This is a genomic window from Limnoraphis robusta BA-68 BA1 (assembly GCF_034932365.1).
Taxonomy (GTDB): Bacteria; Cyanobacteriota; Cyanobacteriia; order Cyanobacteriales; family Microcoleaceae; genus Capilliphycus; species Capilliphycus robustus.
The window spans coordinates 74,283-92,431 of sequence record NZ_JAYGHR010000004.1; the positions used below are offsets into that span (position 1 = coordinate 74,283).

General features: G+C 43.2%; 15 protein-coding genes, 1 tRNA gene and 1 riboswitch. Of the genes, 12 read left to right on the top strand and 4 right to left on the bottom strand.

The window, feature by feature from the left end:
* Positions 1–22: 22 nt before the first annotated feature.
* Positions 23–868 carry a cyanophycinase gene (locus VB836_RS03425; RefSeq protein WP_323218003.1) on the top strand — a complete coding sequence of 282 codons (846 nt, stop codon included), beginning with the start codon at positions 23–25 and terminating at the stop codon, positions 866–868.
* A gap of 41 nt (positions 869–909) precedes the next feature.
* On the opposite strand, the gene VB836_RS03430 is transcribed toward VB836_RS03425, so the two are convergent.
* The gene (locus VB836_RS03430) at positions 910–1,605 is read right to left on the bottom strand and encodes a manganese catalase family protein (RefSeq protein ID WP_323218004.1); all 696 of its coding nucleotides are present in this window, start codon (positions 1,603–1,605) and stop codon (positions 910–912) included.
* A 455-nt stretch (positions 1,606–2,060) separates the two neighbouring features.
* Here VB836_RS03430 and VB836_RS03435 point away from each other — a divergent pair, with 455 nt between their 5' ends.
* The 11 genes from VB836_RS03435 (at position 2,061) to VB836_RS03485 (ending at position 16,241) form a co-directional block, all read left to right on the top strand.
* Positions 2,061–3,062: a DUF389 domain-containing protein gene (locus VB836_RS03435; protein ID WP_323218006.1), complete on the top strand. Its 1,002-nt coding sequence runs from the start codon at positions 2,061–2,063 to the stop codon at positions 3,060–3,062.
* Between the two features lie 151 nt (positions 3,063–3,213).
* Positions 3,214–6,054, top strand: a complete 2,841-nt coding sequence (locus VB836_RS03440; RefSeq protein WP_323218008.1) for a cation-translocating P-type ATPase — start codon at positions 3,214–3,216, stop codon at positions 6,052–6,054.
* Positions 6,055–6,620: 566 nt separating this feature from the next.
* A complete protein-coding gene (locus VB836_RS03445; protein ID WP_323218009.1) occupies positions 6,621–7,091 on the top strand; it encodes a hypothetical protein in 471 nt (156 codons plus the stop codon).
* Positions 7,092–7,236: 145 nt separating this feature from the next.
* Positions 7,237–7,683 carry a hypothetical protein gene (locus VB836_RS03450; RefSeq protein WP_046280609.1) on the top strand — a complete coding sequence of 149 codons (447 nt, stop codon included), beginning with the start codon at positions 7,237–7,239 and terminating at the stop codon, positions 7,681–7,683.
* A gap of 29 nt (positions 7,684–7,712) precedes the next feature.
* Complete coding sequence (locus VB836_RS03455; RefSeq protein ID WP_323218010.1) at positions 7,713–9,509, top strand: SLC13 family permease; 1,797 nt, start codon at positions 7,713–7,715, stop codon at positions 9,507–9,509.
* Positions 9,510–9,694: 185 nt separating this feature from the next.
* The gene (locus tag VB836_RS30300; protein WP_407659556.1) at positions 9,695–10,060 is read left to right on the top strand and encodes a hypothetical protein; all 366 of its coding nucleotides are present in this window, start codon (positions 9,695–9,697) and stop codon (positions 10,058–10,060) included.
* Between the two features lie 172 nt (positions 10,061–10,232).
* Positions 10,233–10,368, top strand: a riboswitch (cyclic di-AMP (ydaO/yuaA leader).
* A gap of 308 nt (positions 10,369–10,676) precedes the next feature.
* On the top strand, positions 10,677–12,038 hold the full coding sequence (locus tag VB836_RS03465; RefSeq protein ID WP_323218011.1) for an ArsB/NhaD family transporter: 1,362 nt from the start codon (positions 10,677–10,679) through the stop codon (positions 12,036–12,038).
* A gap of 75 nt (positions 12,039–12,113) precedes the next feature.
* A complete protein-coding gene (locus VB836_RS03470) occupies positions 12,114–14,195 on the top strand; it encodes a cation:proton antiporter (protein ID WP_323218013.1) in 2,082 nt (693 codons plus the stop codon).
* A gap of 132 nt (positions 14,196–14,327) precedes the next feature.
* Entirely contained in the window at positions 14,328–15,044 is a 717-nt protein-coding gene (locus VB836_RS03475; protein WP_323218014.1) for a pyridoxine 5'-phosphate synthase, read from the top strand.
* A 63-nt stretch (positions 15,045–15,107) separates the two neighbouring features.
* The gene (locus tag VB836_RS03480; protein WP_046280612.1) at positions 15,108–15,434 is read left to right on the top strand and encodes an MgPME-cyclase complex family protein; all 327 of its coding nucleotides are present in this window, start codon (positions 15,108–15,110) and stop codon (positions 15,432–15,434) included.
* 48 nt (positions 15,435–15,482) lie between these two features.
* Positions 15,483–16,241, top strand: coding sequence for a hypothetical protein (locus VB836_RS03485; RefSeq protein WP_323218015.1), 759 nt, complete (start codon positions 15,483–15,485; stop codon positions 16,239–16,241).
* Between the two features lie 98 nt (positions 16,242–16,339).
* On the opposite strand, the gene VB836_RS03490 is transcribed toward VB836_RS03485, so the two are convergent.
* The 3 genes from VB836_RS03490 to VB836_RS03500 form a co-directional block, all read right to left on the bottom strand.
* A complete protein-coding gene (locus VB836_RS03490; RefSeq protein ID WP_046280614.1) occupies positions 16,340–16,798 on the bottom strand; it encodes a divergent PAP2 family protein in 459 nt (152 codons plus the stop codon).
* A gap of 14 nt (positions 16,799–16,812) precedes the next feature.
* Positions 16,813–17,739, bottom strand: a complete 927-nt coding sequence (gene crtE / locus VB836_RS03495; RefSeq protein ID WP_323218016.1) for a geranylgeranyl diphosphate synthase CrtE — start codon at positions 17,737–17,739, stop codon at positions 16,813–16,815.
* A 252-nt stretch (positions 17,740–17,991) separates the two neighbouring features.
* Positions 17,992–18,072 (bottom strand) — tRNA-Leu (locus VB836_RS03500).
* Between the last annotated feature and the right edge of the window lie 77 nt (positions 18,073–18,149).

Sequence of the window (18,149 nt, forward strand, 5' to 3'; positions counted from 1 at the left end):
CTGGGCCGAATAGGAGTTTTGTATGACATCGAATCAACATCAGGGACAATTGGTAATTATTGGCGGAGCTGAAGATCGAGACGGCGAATGCAAAATTTTACGAGAATTTGTGCGTTGTGCAGGTGGAATGGAAGCCAAAATTGTCGTGATGACGGTAGCCACTGAATTACCCCGAGAAGTGGGTGAGGACTACATTCGAGTTTTTGAACGCTTGGGAATCAAAAATATTCGGATTATTGATACCATTCAACGAGAAGATGCAGAAACTTCGACAGTATTAGAAGCGATTAACAATGCGACAGGAGTCTTTTTTACAGGCGGTGATCAAGCGCGAATTACCGAGATTCTCAAAGATAGCGCTTTGCATCAAGCCTTATTAAAAAGATACACCGAAGGCTTAGTCGTTGGGGGTACCAGTGCGGGTGCAAGTATGATGTCTACGAACATGATTTTAGAAGGAGAAGGACAGACTCATCCTCGTATTGAAATTGTAGAAATGGAACAAGGAATGAGCTTTTTTCCCGAAGCCGTTATTGACCAACATTTTGCTCAACGCGGACGTTTAGGACGCTTATTAACTGCGGTGGCGCGTCATCCTGATTTAATTGGCATAGGGATTGATGAAAATACCGCTATTGTGGTGCGAGATCATCAATTTTATGTGGTTGGGGATGGCAGTTGTACCATTGTAGATTTAAGTGAAATCACCCATAATAACATCGGACAACTGTTAAGAGATGAAGGTTTGGCTTTGTCTGGCGTTAAGCTTCATATTCTACCGGAAGGATACAAGTTTGATCTTCACAACCGACAAACTGTAACCGGAAACGAACCTGTTAACACTCCCGAAATGGCGACGGTGAGTTAAACCATAAGGGCGCCAACCGCAGCGCCCCTACTCCTTGTCTATTATCGTTGAGTTTTTTGTGGCATCGGATCAGCAATGTAGCGGAAATTCTCATCAGAATTCCAGGGACCGCGATGATCTTCTCCGTTGGTTGATAAGTTATAGTAAATATCAACCGTTTCATCGGGTTGAACATTTCCGAAGAAGGGTTCGGTGAGTTTACCCAGCGAATCTAATGCTTTCATAAACATTTTCGTATGGGAAATCTCTCGAGTCAATAAATGAACTAAAGTTTCTTTCGTTTGCTGATCGGGTGCAACTAGAATTAACGCTTCATAGGTTTGACGCGCACCTGCTTCGGCTGCAATATCCGCTCTTAAATCTCGGACAACATCGCCCCCTTCGTTTAAATAAGCGGCTGTCCAAGCTTGTCCTTGAGAGTCTAGAAAATGAGGCCCTTTACCGCGTACTGCAAATAATGTACTCTGAAAAGCTTCAGTTTGATCAACATTTCGAGTATGATTTTCAATCAGTCGGCCAACCATTTCTAGATGGCTAAATTCCTCAATGGCGATATCTTGCAACATATCCCGAATTCCAGGATGATCGGTATGAAAAGACTGTACCCAATATTGTAATGCTGCCGAAAGTTCACCTGTCGCGCCGCCAAATTGTTCTAAAAGAAGTTGAGCATAACGAGGGTTCGGCTCATCAATCTTGACATCTTTGGCAATTACTTCTTTTTTATGAAAAAACATTCAGTGTTGCTCCTGCTTTGGTAATCTCTAACAGAAAATTAGTTCGGGAATGCAAAAATTAAGTTTTTATTTTTGCTCTTTCCGTATCTTAGAAACTTCCCGATCAAATGACCTTGATCTAAAGAGAGACTCTGATTAAATTTCAAATCTATCGAACTATTCCGCTTGCCATAAATATGATAATTTACTCATTTGATTGAGCCGATTAAAATCTAGAGAGTTTTTAGGGTTTAGGAAAATCTCTTTCAGGGTTTAACTGTTAAATTTATATCTTTAGATAGATGAAAAATAGACAAGTTTTAATAACCGTCTCTATAACCCTGTATTGTTTTTTCGGCTTCTCCTTTGAACTAGAGATCCAACCTCCGTCAGTCTTGTCAATCTATAAAATACCGTTTAGAATAAATAGGATTTTTGGGGTATGAATTGGAAAACCTAGTGCTAAATAATCTTTGATGCGAAAAAATCATAAACTGATTAAAGATGTAGATTTTTCCTTAGAATCTGTCCCATTTCTGAAACTAAGAGAATCTCTATTAACTGATGCAAAATTAACTCAAAACTATTTGGTTTTAACCATTAGTTCTTGCTTGATTGCCACACTAGGTTTACTCATTAATAGTGCAGCAGTTATCATTGGTGCGATGATTATCGCACCGCTAATGTTACCCTTAAGAGGAATGTCTTTTGCCACTTTAGAGGGAGATTTAAAACTACTCCGTTTGAGTGGTAAATCGATTATTGTTGGAACTCTAATTTCCCTCTTATTTTCTGGTTTTGCTGGTCTAATTATTCGGATTCCTGAATTTGGTTCAGAAATTTTATCCCGAACACAACCGACCTTAATAGATCTGTTGATTGCGATTGTCGCCGGAGGGGTTAGCGGCTATGCAAAAATTCGTCCCAAAGTGGGAGATGCCCTTCCCGGAACCGCAATTGCAGTGGCATTAATGCCGCCGATTTGTGTAGTTGGAATTGCAATTTCTCAGGGAACATGGGATGCTGCTTTAGGAGCGAGTTTGTTGTATATCACGAACTTAATCGGGATTAATCTCGCTTGTTTAGTCGTCTATGTTGTAGCCGGATACGCCAGAAGTAGCGAGTTAGCCAGAACCCTGTCTTGGGGTGTTTCTTTATTCCTAATAATGATGCTAGTCATTCCGCTAGGAATTCGTTTTTTTCAACTGGTGAATCATGCCCAAATTAATAACTCAATCCGAGAAATATTAGTGACTCGTTCCCTCGTAGATCGACCCGATGTTGAAGTGGAGCGTGTCACTATTAGCTGGCGTAGAAAACCCCCAACTGTTTTGGTCACGGCTCGATCAATCGATGCCATAACTCCCGAAGAAGTCGCCCTGGTTGAAGAACTTCTTAAGCAAGAATTAACATTATCTTTAAAAGTCATATTTGATGTTACCCCGGCTCGACTGGTAGAATCTACTCAGCAACAATAGGTTTTTACTTAAAAAAAAATGATGTTTTAACTCTAAGATTAAGTTCTTCGCTAAAATCAAGAATAAGCAAAGACATTTATCCCTTGATTCGGACTTGGGTACGGGCAGGTTTGTAAACTTCCTATAGTGATTTGGTAGCTTTTAACTCCTCATGGCATCGACTCAATCTTCCTCTCCATCTGGCGATCGCTCCTCACTCAACTCCCCAATGACTTGGCATACTCAGTCCATTGAGTCGGCCTTGCAGTTGATGAACATTAACCCCACAGAGGGCTTAAACCCGCAGCAAGTTAGGCAAAAACAACAGCAATATGGTCTCAATGAAATTCAAACCACCTCTGGACGCCAACCTTTAGAAATATTATGGGATCAGTTCACCAACATCATGCTGGTGATGCTGATCGCCGTAGCCGTGGTTTCCGCCGTCCTTGATCTGAGAAATGACAACTTTCCCAAAGATGCGATCGCCATTTTTGCAATCGTCATTCTCAACGGTTTACTGGGTTATTTTCAAGAAAGTCGCGCCGAAAAAGCCCTAGCCGCCCTCAAAAACCTGTCCTCCCCTAAAGTGCGAGTCCTGCGAGACGGCGAAATAATAGAAATCGACTCTCAACAGTTAGTTCCGGGCGACATCATGTTTCTCGAAGCCGGAGTCCAAGTCGCGGCCGATGGTCGCCTCCTAGAAGCCCAAAACCTGCAAGTGCGAGAAGCCACCCTCACCGGAGAAGCCGAAGCCGTCAGCAAACGCGCAGAGACAGAATTAGCCGCAGATGCCAGCCTGGGCGATCAGATTAACATGGTTTTCCAAGGTACCGAAGTCGTCGGTGGACGGGGAAAAGTTCTAGTGACAGACACCGCAATGAAGACCCAACTGGGGCAAATTGCTGCTATGCTTCAGTCTGTCGAAACCGAACCCACCCCCCTACAACAGCGAATGTCGCAACTGGGAAACGTGCTGGTTACAGGTTCACTACTTTTAGTGGCAATTGTCGTCATCGGTGGGATGATTCGTGCTGGGTTTGAATATTTTGAACATTTACTCGAAGTGTCCCTGAGTATGGCGGTAGCCGTTGTTCCCGAAGGTTTACCCGCCGTTGTCACCGTCACCCTGGCCATTGGAACTCAACGCATGGTACGCCGCAATGCGTTAATTCGCAAACTTCCCGCCGTGGAAACCTTGGGTTCAGTCACCACCATTTGTTCCGATAAAACCGGAACCCTCACCCAAAATAAAATGGTTGTGCAGTGGGTGAGAACCCTCAATCATGCGTTTCTCGTAACAGGTGAAGGTTATGCGCCCTGGGGTGAGTTCCAACCTCTGCATCGGATTTCCCGCGATGAGGAATTGAACCCAGAAGACAAACCCCGATTAACCCCCCAACACCAGCAAGAACTTCAACCGTTATGCGTGGCGAGTGTGTTGTGTAATGATGCTCAACTCAAACACCACAACGATATTTGGACGATTTTAGGCGATCCCACAGAAGGCGCCTTACTCGCCCTCGCAGGAAAAGCCGGCATCTCAAAATCCACTTGGGATGCACAAATGCCTCGTCGAGCGGAAATTCCCTTTTCTTCCGAACGCAAACGCATGAGCGTCATTTGTCAAGATGCAGATGCAGCTATCCGAAAGAAAAACGCTCACTTTCAAATGTTTACGAAAGGCTCACCCGAACTGATTCTAGAACGTTGCGATCACGTTCAAACCGCAGACCAAAGCATTCCCCTTGAACCTGAACACCGTCAGCAAATCTTAGAACAAAATGACCAATTAGCCGCCGAAGGACTGCGAGTCATTGGCTTTGCTTACAAACCTTTAAACGATTTACCCGCCAGTCCCGATGAAGACAGCAGCGAACAAGAATTAATTTGGCTGGGTTTGGTCGGAATGCTCGACGCACCTCGCCCGGAAGTCAGAGAAGCCGTTAAACGCTGTCGAGAAGCCGGAATTCGTCCGGTGATGATTACAGGAGATCATCAGTTAACCGCGACTTCTGTGGCTCAACAATTGGGCATTTCTCAGTCTGGTGAAACCGTTTTGACAGGTCAACAGTTACAGCAACTCAGCCAAGCCGAACTCGAACAACAAGTCAAACAGGTGAGTGTTTATGCGAGGGTAGCCCCTGAACACAAACTGCGAATTGTCCAAGCCTTACAAAAACGTGGGGAATTTGTGGCGATGACAGGCGATGGCGTTAATGATGCACCCGCCCTCAAACAGGCTGATATTGGCATTGCGATGGGCATCACGGGAACCGATGTCAGCAAAGAAGCCAGTGATATGATTTTGCTGGATGATAACTTTGCGACGATTGTAGCGGCAACCGAAGAAGGGCGGGTGGTTTATAGCAATATTCGGCGCTTTGTGAAGTATATTTTGGGCAGTAACATTGGGGAAGTGTTAACGATTGCTGCCGCTCCGTTACTGGGTTTGGGAGAAGTTCCGTTGACTCCCTTGCAAATTTTGTGGATGAACCTCGTCACAGATGGTTTACCCGCTTTAGCCTTAGCCCTTGAACCGGCTGAAGCGGGCGTGATGAAGCGTCCCCCCTACAGTCCCCGTGAGAGTATTTTTGCCCGAGGGTTGGGGGCTTATATGGTGCGAATTGGCATCGTTTTCTCGATTTTAACGATTGTCTTAATGGTCTGGGCGCATGGAGAAGCGCAAACTAGCGGTGATGCGGGACGGTGGAAAACAATGGTCTTTACCACCTTATGTCTTGCTCAGATGGGTCATGCTTTGGCCGTGCGTTCCGATACTCGTTTAACGGTACAACTTAATCCGTTTTCCAATCCCTATCTATTGGCAGCCGTTAGCCTGACGACCATTTTACAGTTGTTACTGATTTATGTCCCACCGTTACGGGGATTTTTTGGGACGCATTGGTTAAATGGGACAGAACTTGCGATTTGTATTGGGTTTAGTAGCTTGATGTTTGTCTGGGTAGAAATGGAAAAATTGGTTAAACGTTGGTGGAAAACTCGAAAATAACTGCTGACCCCAGGTTCCCCGAAAGTGAGTCAAAAAAATTGACCAAAATTTTTAACTGATGTATAATCTCGTTCTAAGGTTAAATGCCTAGATCAATATCCCTTTTTAGGAGACGATGACAGCGCAGATGATAGACTAAATCACAGAAGCCAAACTTCTGTAATCGGTTCGGTACAGCACGACACGTAAACGCAATAACTTGGCATCGTCTTCACTCATCGTTTACTCAGAAAATGTCAGCTTGAGTAACGAAACGTCTGTGATTTTAAACCAAGTTAATCGCAAGTCGGTCTTTACAACTCTCAGGTTAGGGTGTTAATCAATTCGGGAATAAATACCAGACAACAAAGGTGATTAACCGTGATAGAATTAACCTTTGAATTATGACGATGCTAGGGCTTTAACATCGGCTCTATTTTCTCATGGTTTTTAAAATGTTCAACTTACTCCTCACGATAGGTTGACATTCCTTCAAACAAGCCTTATTCTAGGGCGAGCTTAATTTGTCCAAAGGGACAGAACTCAACTGTTAAACTGCTAGATTAATGACTCTTAAAGGAGAAAAAATGAAACGAGTTTCCTTGGTATTGGCTATCCTCGCCACTGTTTCTTTCGGCACCCTCACCGCTTGTCAACAAACTTCTACTACTCCTGAAACCGAAACTCCTCCCGCAACCGAAACCTCTCCCGCACCCGAAACTTCTCCCGCACCGGAAGCACCCGCTTCTCCTTCTCCTGAAGCAACCACTTCTCCTCAGTCTTCTGTTGATACTCCTGAAACTCAAGCGGTTGAAAATTCATCCGATGCAGGCTATTCAGCCACTCCGGTTGTTTCTCCTGAAGTTGAAAATTCAGACGCTTCTCAACCCAGTGTTATTGAAGAAGAAAATACTGTCATTGAAGAGAGTTCTACCGATATGACTGAAGTGGAGTCTAGCACCAGCCAAGAGTCCTTATCGACTGAAGAGATTGAAGCTACTGAAGAGATTGAAGCTACTGAAGAGATTGAACCCACTGTAGAACAGCCTGCACAGTAATTCTAAGTAGAATTTCAATCAGATAACATCCCCTGGGGAAATTTCCCCAGTCTCAATAAACTTCTGACATCGAAACATATCTCTTCAGAGTCCCCTGCTTTTGGCGGGGGATTCTCTATAGACAATCCGATATCTATCGAATAGAATGAGTAAAGTAAAATCCGAATCTGCTCTTGAAGTTGATCACACAATCAAAATAGCAGAATGGGTAGAAGTTATCTTATTATTTTCCATCTCCCAGGGAATTAGTTGGTATCTTGATGTCATTCAACTCCCAACAACACCGATAATGATCGGACTGGGAATGATGGCTGCGGGAATTAGCATGGGTTTTTATTCCCTAGAAACAATTTTAATTGGGTGCAGTTTTTTAACGATACTGAGTGTTTTAACTTTGGCTTTTGCTGCCATTATTCTGCCTGTAACTTGGCTCAAAATTCTCTCCATTGCTTTGATTACTCTGCTCGTAGGGGGAACGAGCGGAAGCGTGATGTTTTGGTTGACTCAAAGAAGACTATTTATTAGTTTTGGTCGCCAAAAAGGAATAATAATTGCGAGTTTAACGATTGCTCTTGGTCTACTTTTTCCCTAGTCATTTTATCGAGATTGATTGCAAATTGTATGGAAATCGTTTTAACCCTCGGGATCTTAGTCATTGCATTAACTTGTTTTATTTTTGAATTGCTTCCAGTCGATACTACAGCAATTTGTGTCGCTGTTGTTTTAATGATATTCGGGTTAGTAACACCCGAAGAAGGCATTGCAGGATTTGGCAACTCGGCAACAATTACCGTCATGGCAATGTTTATTCTCAGTGCTGGAATTACTCGCACTGGAGTCGTACAAATTGCCCGAGATGGGTTAACCAAATGGGGCGGAAATAACCTCACTCAGCAAATTATTGCGATGGGAGTTATTGTTGGCCCGATTAGTGGTTTGATCAATAATACTGCTGTTGTCGCGATTTTTTTACCGATTATCGAAGATTGGTGCAAAAAACAACGAATATCAGTTTCTAAGCTGTTAATGCCGCTTTCTTTTGTCACCATTTTAGGCGGGATGATTACCTTAATTGGAACTTCCACCAATATTTTAGCCAGTGGGGTTTCTAAAAAACTAGGATATGGTGAATTTAGTATCTTTCAATTTACCAAACTGGGAATTCTTACCTTTCTGATCGGTTTAGTTTATCTAGCCTTCATCGCCCCTAAACTTTTACCGAATCGCAAACCGCTTGCGACTGAATTTATTGGTGAAGATTATGACATTAAAGACTACCTCAGTGAATTAATTATCAAACCCCGTTCCAGTCTAGTTGGACAAACTCTCAGTGGCAGTGAAATTCAACGTAAGTTTGATTTGGATGTTCTAGAAATTGTTCAAAATGGTATGCGTTTTTCTCAACCCTTGGGGGATAAAGTTTTAGGGGTTGGAGATATTTTGATCGTTCGTAGTGGGAAAGATGATTTACTCAAAATCCGCGAAGAACGAGGGTTAAGTCTGTTACCCGATGTACAGTTTCAAACCCAAGAAATTGAATCAATTTTAACCACTGAAGAAGAGAAAATTGGGGAAGTATTAATTCTCTCAAATTCCCGTTTAATTGGCACAACACTGAAAGAATTACGCTTTCGACAACGCTATAATGCGACGGTTTTAGCCATTCGTAGAGGGGCTGAATTATTGCGAGGTCGTTTAGGTCGAATTCCCTTACGATTTGGTGATTTGTTATTGGTTCAAGGGCCGAAACAGAGTTTTATTGGTTTACAAACAACCCGAGAACTCCTGGTTTTAGAACAACAAGATGTCGAAACCCTTCGCACCGATAAAGCCCTGATTGCGGTATTAATTACCCTGGCTGTGATTGGGGTTGCAGCCTTTGACTGGCTGCCAATTTTAATCACTGGTTTAACAGGCGTAATTTTAATGATTGTTACAGGTTGTCTGAAACCCGGGGAAATTTACGGGGCGGTACGTTGGGATGTGATTTTTCTGTTAGCAGGTTTGATTCCTTTAGGAACAGCAATGGATAAATCTGGCGCTACAGAATTACTAGGGAATTTCATTGCTGGATTAGGCGGTAATCTTTCTGGCTATTGGATTTTAACCTTTTTCTTTGCTGCAACCTCTGTATTAACCGAAATTCTCTCTAATAATGCTTCAGTTGTTTTAATGATTCCCATTGCTGTACAAGTTGCAGAAACGTTAAATCTCAACCCTTTGGCTTTTATGTTTGCGGTGACATTTGCTGCTTCTAATAGCTTTATGACACCCATTGGCTATCAAACTAATACAATGGTTTATGGGCCTGGAGGATACAAGTTTGTTGACTTTTTGCGCGTCGGTGGACCTCTGAATTTATTGATGGCAATTGTTACACCCCTATTAATTGTCTGGCTGTATGGTTTAGAACCCTGAAGTAATAGGTAGATTTTAATAGAGAGAGAAGAGATATTTTATCGCTTCTTTCTCTCTGAAGAAGGAGGATAATTTTTAGGAATTTTGAAAGATTACTCCTAAAGCAAGATGAAAGTCTAGGCATAAATTGACTACAGTAAAAAAAAGTCAATTTTTGAAGATCCTGATAAAAGGAGATTAAAGTAATGCCTAGTGATACCAGAAACGAAGATCAAAAAAATTCCGATATTCAACAACCGATGAACCCCGAGGAAGTTGATCCTCAACAAAAACGTCAACAAAAAGCAGAATTAAAAGAAAAGGGAAATCGCTTAACAGCAAACCCTGGCGATCGCATTGATGAGTCGATGTCTGTCGAAGAAAAGGCTAAACAAGTGGCTGTTGATGCGCCCGATGTGACTGGAGATCATGTTGTTGTTCCCACTTATTTTATCGTAGAAGATGAAGATGGGAATAAAGAAGCATTACACCATGTCCGAGATGCTGAAGAGATTTCTGATGTCATTCGTCAAGCCCGTGTTGATGAAGAAGGGAATCGCAAATGGTGGTAAACTCAATCCCTGTAATCTTGTTTAATCAGTAATACAAGTCCCCCGTTTCTTGATGAAGCTGGGGATTTGATTAACTAATCTTAATTAATTCTATACAGATCTTCCCTTCTGAAAAAAAATATGTTACGCTACGTTCATCAAGAGCAAGTCAGCCTAATCTCTCATTATCTTCTCAGCATTCCTGCTTAGAACAATGGGGAGCGGAGGAACCACTTTTTGGGGCTTATCTTTGACTCCCGATGAGTCAAGAAGGATATCTCTCAATCCTAGCCCGTCAGCTAACTCCGTAGGCATTGAGGGGAGACTGAAGAATCGACACGTATACTATTACAATGTCTTGATTCTCTCAGTTGCAACCATTGGTACTGCTCGCTTCTGTGTACCTGTTTGTTTGATTGAGGCATTGTGAAAAATAAATTTTTTAGGGGTTGGATTTAACTTTTTTCCAACCCTACTCAAACTTAATAATTCTAGTCAGTTAGTTAGGTTTAATTTTCCTCAAACCTAACTGCAAGTTTTAGGCTATCCATCGAATGTTAGGTATTTTTTTAGACTTACCTAAATCGTCACAGCCAAGTTGAACCCTCCAACACCACTAATTATCAGGTTTACTGCTATGGATCATTTTCTATCTATGGGTAATTTTCAGCCTTTCATTGCAGCTACAACATTTATCGCCGTAATGTTTTTCATTACGACAGATTTTCTACACTTAACCATTGCTGCACTTTTAGGTGCCTTAATTTTGGTTTTTCTTCATGTAATGACCTTGACAGAAGCCGTCGATTATATTAGTCAAAGTCATGCAACTATTGCTTTATTCTTTGGGGTTATGGTGTTAGTTCGTGCCTTTGAACCGACTAATGTTTTTGCCTATCTAGCGACAAAAATGGTGATGATTTCTAAAGGAGAAGGAAAGCGATTACTTCTGGGAATTGTAGCAATTACCGCCCCGATTTGTGCCGTTCTTCCCAACGCGACAACGGTCATGTTACTCGCACCTCTCATTCCACCAATGGCGACACAAATCGGAATTGACTTTGTGCCATTGTTGATTTTAATGGTTTTTATCGCCAATAGTGCAGGATTATTAACCTTAGTCGGTGATCCGGCAACCTATATCGTCGGAGATGCGATTAACATGAGTTTTACAGATTACTTATTTCGCCTCAGCTTAGGCGGTGCGGTAGCGGTTTTAAGTGTAATTCTGTTACTGCCTATTTTATTCCCAAAAATCTGGAGAGCCAAATTAAAAAATATTGATAAACTTTCTCTCCCTAAAATTAATCATCCCCGAACCTTAGCTATAGGAGGTCTAATTGCAGCTTTTGTGATCACCTTTTTTATCATCGGAGAATCCTTACCGATTCCTGTTTCACCGGGGGCTGTAGCGTTATTAGGGGCAGCTTTAGCCCTGCTATTATCCCATCATAGTCATATTGATTCGATCAACCATATTCTCCGGGATATTGACTGGAGTACCTTACTCTTCTTTATGGCTGTCTTTGTGTTAGTGGGAGGACTCCAAAAAACCGGGGTCATTAATAATTTGTCTGGCGTTTTAGCCGTTGTCGTGGGTACAAATATTGCTTTTGGTTCAATCCTTTTACTGTTTTTTGTCGGTATTCTTTCGAGTGTTGTTCCGAATATTCCCCTCGTCGTGGCGATGGTTCCCCTTCTCAAACAATATTTAGTGAATGTCGGTTTAGCCGGGCCTGAAGTATTAGCCGTAGATTTTCAAGGACAGTTTCCGGTTGAAGTCTTACCTTTATTTTATGCGATGATGTATGGTGCGACTTTGGGCGGCAACGGCACTTTATTAGGGGCTTCTGCTAACATTGTGGCAGCAGGGATTTCTGAACAACATGGACGCACAATTTCATTTCAAAGATTCCTCAAATACGGATTACCAGTCATGGGAGTTCAACTGGTAGCAGCCGCAATATATGTTGGAGTTATGTTTCTCAAACAGTCATAATCCTTTTTTTGAAATTGACTTCAGTTGTTGATTTCTTTGAAATGGGTTATCGTTGGTATTGGTTTTGACTCGTGAATGCCAACCATGCAACTACTCAATTGGCTACCAGACAGCCCCATTGTCATCTTTACCATATTACTACTCGTTTCTCTGACGTTACCGCCCTGGTTTGAACGTCTCCGTCTTCCTGGACTCGTGGGATTATTATTAGCAGGTGTAGTTTTAGGTGAACATGGTTTAGGCGTATTAGATTCTCAATCTGAAACCATGAAACTGCTGTCAGACATCGGGAAAATTTACCTGATGTTTGTAGCGGGTTTAGAAATTGATCTCGCCCAGTTTAAAAGCAAAAAAGATCGGGCGATAGGCTTTGGAATTTCTACCTTTATTTTTCCCATGCTGGCGGGAATTGCTATTGGGCTTTGGTTCGGCTTTGGTTGGAATGCGGCTATTTTAATTGGTTCCTTACTGGCTTCTCATACGCTGTTGGCTTATCCCATTGTTCAACGCTTAGGACTGATTGATACAGAACCAATTATTATTAGTGTTGGTGCTACGATTTTTACCAGTATTAGCGCTTTATTAGTCTTGGCAATTTGTGTGTCCGTTCAAGCCGGAGAATTTTCACTCTATAGTTTGAGTTGGCAACTCGGAAGCCTAGCGATTTATTCGGCTGTCGTTTTATTTGGCTTTGATTGGGCTGGAAAAGCCTATTTTAAAAGAAATGGCAGTGAAGAAGGCAATCAGTTCTTATTTGTTTTATTATCAGTATTTCTCGCTTCTGTTGGCGCTCAAATTATTCAGATCGATCAAATTGTTGGGGCATTTTTAGCAGGTTTAGCCGTTAACGATGCGGTGGGAAATAGCCTCGTTAAAGACAAAGTGGAATTTGTAGGCAGTGTATTGTTTATTCCCTTTTTCTTCATTGCGATGGGGCTTTTTCTGAATGTTCCGGTTTTTCTCTCTACCTTAACCACAAATTTTACCTTACCTCTCGCTATTGTTTTAGGGTTAATAATTAGTAAATTCATTGCAGCCTGGGCTGTTAAATTACTCTACGGTTACAGCCGAGACGAAACCCTGTTAATTTGGTCACTTTCCATCCCTCAAGTCGCAACAACTCTAGCAGCAGCTTTAGTCGGTTTTAATGTCGGTTTACTGAGTGAAGAAGTCTTTAATAGTGTGATTGTCTTAATGTTAGCGACCTCGATTTTAGGCCCGTTACTGACCCAAAAATATGCACCTCGCTTGCTTCCCCTGAAAGCAGCCAAATCATCCTTTAATATTAACCCCACGATCAAGGACGGGGAAAATAGCCAAGAAGCCGAAAAAACTCTACCTTTTACCGTTGTTGTTCCGATATATAACCCCGATACTCAACGCTATTTGATGGAAATGGCGGCTTTAGTTGCTCGTCACGAAGAGGGATCAATTGTTCCTTTAGCGATCGCAACTCACGCCCAAGTTCACATGGATGAACCCGAATTTCAAAAAGCATTAAAACAGAGTCGATTATTATTAAAACGCTCCGAAGAAGTCGGTCAAGAGTTCAACGTAAAAACCGAACCCGTTCTCAGAATTGATGGCGATGTTGCTACAGGAATTACTCGCACCGCTTGCGAAAAAGATGCGAGTTTAATCGTCATGGGTTGGAGCGAAAATACCAGTTTACGAGCGCGACTGTTTGGAACGGTGATTGATAGCGTATTTTGGTCGTCTCATTGTCCAGTAGCGGTGATGCGATTATTACAAGAACCTGTAGAAATTCGTCAGATTTTAGTCTTAGTTAAAACTATAGCACCACGAACGATTAGAACCATTCGTTTTGCTCAACTTTTAGCCTCTACCAACAAAGCGGCTGTCACTCTATTACATATTTGTCCGGCTCAAACTTCTCCTCAGCAAATTGCCATCATGGAAACACAATTAACAGAAATCCTCAGTGTAGAAGGCTCTTCGATCAACTCCAACATTGTTGTTAGGGCGACTAATGATGTCGTTGGAACTATTTTAGAACAAGCCAAAGGATTTGATCTCGTGGTATTGCGATCGCAACGTCGCCGCACAGCAGGCGGTTTAGCTGTCAGTAGCGTCACCCATGAAGTCATGCAAAACCTACGCTGTTCAGTGGTGATGTTCGGTGAACCCCAAGTATAGCAGGCTGTAGGGGCGGGTGAGATCAAAATCTATGTCACTGAAAACAACATTAATAACTGAAAAAACTGGTCACGGGTGACGGGTGACTGTAAACTGATAAAACGGGAACATTCAACACGAGGACAGGCTAAGTTGCCGACTTTGGGAGTCAATATTGACCATATCGCCACACTGCGTCAAGCTCGTCGAACCATCGAACCCGATCCGGTGGCGGGGGCAGTGATTGCAGAATTGGCAGGTGCAGATGGGATTACCGTACATTTACGCGAAGATCGCCGTCATATTCAAGAACGAGATGTGCGGCTGTTGCGAGAAACGGTGCGGACTCATCTTAATCTAGAAATGGCACCTACCGATGAAATGGTGGCGATCGCATTGGACATTCGACCGGACTATATTACTCTAGTTCCAGAACGACGAGAAGAAGTCACCACCGAAGGCGGACTCGATATCGTTGGTCAACAGGAGCGAATGAGTGCAGTTGTTGGTAAACTGCAAGATGCAGGAATTCCCGTCAGTTTGTTTATTGATGCAAACCCTGCTCAAATTGAAGCTTCAGCCCGCACAAAAGCTGTTTTTGTGGAGTTACACACAGGTTGTTATGCTGACGCCAAAGGGGATCAGCAATACCAAGAACTCAAGCTATTGATCGAAGGGAGTCAACTGGCTCAAAATGCGGGACTGCGGGTGAATGCGGGTCATGGTTTGACCTACTGGAACGTTTACCCCGTCGCTTGTATTGAGGGAATGGAAGAACTCAATATTGGTCATAGCATTATCAGTCGAGCGGTTCTGGTGGGCTTAGATCGAGCCGTTCGGGAAATGAAACAAGCCCTGATCGCTCTGTAAACTGTTCGTGATCACTCACCTTTTTTTCAGAACAAACAACGAATTATTGATTCACAACGAACCATGAAAACTTACTACTATCTTTTAGCCAGTCAACACTTTCTTCTCGAAGAAGAACCCTTTGAAGAAGTTCTCAAAGAACGAACTCGCTACTACCAAGAACAGGAAAAAGAAATTGACTTCTGGTTAGTTCCCCAACCTGCTTTTCTCGAAGCGCCGGAACTGGCGGACGTTAAAGCAAAATGTCCTCAACCTGCGGTGGCTGTCATTTCCACCAATGAGCAGTTTATTATTTGGTTGAAACTCCGTTTAGAATTCGTCGCGACAGGGAATTTTCAAGCCCCCTCATCCAGTATTGCTGATCCGTTAGCGTCTTTGGCTGTTGCGTAATCAAGACTGCTAAAATAGGTCTGCTCACAGTCAGTTGAGATCTGAGCTATGGTTCAAATTGGTGTCAAGAAATGGTTTAGGTTCACGGCGATCGCAGTTCTGCTCACCAGTTATAGCGTGAGTCCAAACGTTGCGAGTGCTGCTGCCTCTTGTGAACCGCCAGCTTCTGGAGAGTATCTTGTATTGATTGTGAGCGAAACCACTGCTGAACAGGACTTAGCCCGTAAGACGTTACCCAGTGATATCAAAAGTGAAGTTTGTCGCTATGTTGAGGATCTGGTTACGCGAGTCGGTGGTTTTAAAGATCAACTGATTGCAGAAGATTGGGCGGCTTATCTTAAAGAGAGTTCCGGTTTGCAAACCTATGTCGTCAAACCCGAAACCGTTTCACAACGTCCTCCGTCTCGCCCTGTCGTGAACCGTTCACCTGCATCTGAGTTGCAAACAGAACCCCGTTCTCAAGCTCGACCTCGTTCTCAACCTCGTTCTCAACCTCAGCCTCAACCTCAGCCTCAACCTCAACCTTCTAGCGAACAAGCTCGCTTTAATCCCCGGAGGCTCGGTTCAGGGTATGCGGTGTTAGTAGACTACCTTAATCAACCCGATTTAGCCGCAGAAATCGAAGAAATCACTGGAACAGCAGTCGGTTTAGCTTCTTATGGTCAGCGTCCCTATTTACTTGTCACACAGACAAATAACCTCGAAACCGCCACCTCTACGTTACAAACCTTAAGTAATCGCGGTTTCTTATCTCTGATGGTTGATAGTCGCCGGGTAACGCTGATCAGCCCGAACGTTAACCCCTAGTCTCAGAAGATAAAGAATAGGGGACAGGTTACAGGGAACAGGAAAAAAAACGGATTACTGATTACTGCAAAAACTGTTCACTGTTTCCCTGCGCCCATTTACGGATAAGCCAATTTTGCGATCCAAGAAATAACCACTCCCAAAGCCAAACCCACAATCACCTGAAAAGGGGTATGACCAAGTAACTCCTTGAGGCGATCTTCGTTAAACTGGGGATGCTCCTGAAATAACTCATCAATAATCTGATTCAAAATACGAGCTTGTTGACCCGCCGCTTGACGAACTCCCGTCGCATCGTACATAACAATAAAAGCAAAGACAACGGAGATCGCAAATTCAGGACTTTCCCAGCCAATTGTTTGTCCGACACCTGTAGCTAATGCGGAGACAAAAGCAGAGTGAGAACTCGGCATCCCGCCTGTTGTGACTAACGCCCGAAAATTGATTTTTCCATGTCTGATTAACTCAATCGTCAACTTCGCCATTTGAGCAAACAGACAAGCAAAAAGGGAGACCATCAGGACTTGGTTATCCAGAATATTGCCAAAGTCTTGCATGGAGTTAGACACCTCTAATGACTGCGACTGGTAATAAATTGAGCGATCGCAATTAAGGGAGTCGCCGCTTCTCCAAACGGAGCGAGTTCCGCTTGAGCCTGTTGGATCAGTTCAGTCGCTCGACGTTTTGATTCTTCGAGTCCCCAAAGACTAGGATAAGTCGCTTTTTGAGCTTTGAGATCTTTTCCGGCTGTTTTTCCTAGTTCTTCTTGAGTTGCAGTAATATCGAGAATATCATCAACGATCTGAAACGCCAAACCGATTTTCTGAGCATAGCTTGATAGCCGTTCTAAGTTCTCTACTGATGCTCCGGCTAAAATAGCGCCGCAAACGACACAAGCTTCTAACAAAGCTCCGGTTTTATGGGTATGAATGAATGTTAGGCGTTCTTCTGTAATGTCTGTTTTACCTTCTGATTCTAAATCTACCACTTGACCGCCCACCAGTCCGGTAGCACCCACCGCTTGACCTAAACGGCCTATCACCTGTAAAACCTGTTGAGGGGGTACATTTGTGGTTTGAGTTGCTACAAATTCAAACGCATAGCTTAACAACCCATCCCCGGCTAAAATCGCAATATCTTCACCATAAACCTTGTGGTTAGTGAGTTGTCCCCGACGATAATCATCATTATCCATCGCAGGCAGGTCATCATGGATCAAGGACATGGTGTGGATCATCTCTAGGGCGCAAGCCGTTGGCATCGCCATCTCCGCCGTTCCCCCTAACAACTCACAAGTCGCCAGACACAAGATCGGACGCAGACGCTTTCCTCCCGCTAGCAGTGAATACCGCATCGCCTCATAAATTTTCTCGGGATAGGTGACTTGAACTGAGTCATCAAGTGCTATTTCGACCTCAGCCTTGCGTTCCGCCAAATAAGTCGATAGGTCAAACGTCGAGCTTGTCGGGGGTGATGGGTTTTCTCCAGTCAATACCATAACGCTGTTTGTCCGTACTGAGTCATATTTCGTCAATCCCATTGTACGGGTCTTGTGACACCCAAAGTCGATTATCTCTCAATCCGACTCAGAAAAGTTTAGGGGATACCAAAGTTGGCATCTACGGTTTTAGTGAACTACCCAAAGATTGAGGGTTGCTGCATCGACTTGGGATTGAAAACATAACCCTTCTACTACATAAAAGTTATGCTTTCAGTCAACCTCTTACGACTTTGCTTGTGATTTTTGGTATGCGGATGGCGAGACTCGAACTCGCAAGGCAAAGCCACACGCCCCTCAAACGTGCGCGTATACCAATTCCGCCACATCCGCTTAGGCTCAATGAAATCTCAGTCAAACTGAACGTTTCACAGCGCGTCTTCTATCATATCATAAACTTTCAGCAATAT

Excerpts from the sequence above, each read along its gene's own strand:
- VB836_RS03470 (WP_323218013.1), top strand. The coding sequence starts at position 12,114 with ATGCCAACCATGCAACTACTCAATTGGCTACCAGACAGCCCCATTGTC.
- VB836_RS03445 (WP_323218009.1), top strand. The coding sequence starts at position 6,621 with ATGAAACGAGTTTCCTTGGTATTGGCTATCCTCGCCACTGTTTCTTTC.
- crtE (WP_323218016.1), bottom strand. The coding sequence starts at position 17,739 with ATGGTATTGACTGGAGAAAACCCATCACCCCCGACAAGCTCGACGTTT.
- VB836_RS03480 (WP_046280612.1), top strand. The coding sequence starts at position 15,108 with ATGAAAACTTACTACTATCTTTTAGCCAGTCAACACTTTCTTCTCGAA.
- VB836_RS03440 (WP_323218008.1), top strand. The coding sequence starts at position 3,214 with ATGGCATCGACTCAATCTTCCTCTCCATCTGGCGATCGCTCCTCACTC.
- VB836_RS03425 (WP_323218003.1), top strand. The coding sequence starts at position 23 with ATGACATCGAATCAACATCAGGGACAATTGGTAATTATTGGCGGAGCT.
- VB836_RS03465 (WP_323218011.1), top strand. The coding sequence starts at position 10,677 with ATGGATCATTTTCTATCTATGGGTAATTTTCAGCCTTTCATTGCAGCT.
- VB836_RS03450 (WP_046280609.1), top strand. The coding sequence starts at position 7,237 with ATGAGTAAAGTAAAATCCGAATCTGCTCTTGAAGTTGATCACACAATC.
- VB836_RS03490 (WP_046280614.1), bottom strand. The coding sequence starts at position 16,798 with ATGCAAGACTTTGGCAATATTCTGGATAACCAAGTCCTGATGGTCTCC.
- VB836_RS03485 (WP_323218015.1), top strand. The coding sequence starts at position 15,483 with ATGGTTCAAATTGGTGTCAAGAAATGGTTTAGGTTCACGGCGATCGCA.
- VB836_RS03435 (WP_323218006.1), top strand. The coding sequence starts at position 2,061 with ATGCGAAAAAATCATAAACTGATTAAAGATGTAGATTTTTCCTTAGAA.
- VB836_RS03430 (WP_323218004.1), bottom strand. The coding sequence starts at position 1,605 with ATGTTTTTTCATAAAAAAGAAGTAATTGCCAAAGATGTCAAGATTGAT.
- VB836_RS03455 (WP_323218010.1), top strand. The coding sequence starts at position 7,713 with ATGGAAATCGTTTTAACCCTCGGGATCTTAGTCATTGCATTAACTTGT.
- VB836_RS30300 (WP_407659556.1), top strand. The coding sequence starts at position 9,695 with ATGCCTAGTGATACCAGAAACGAAGATCAAAAAAATTCCGATATTCAA.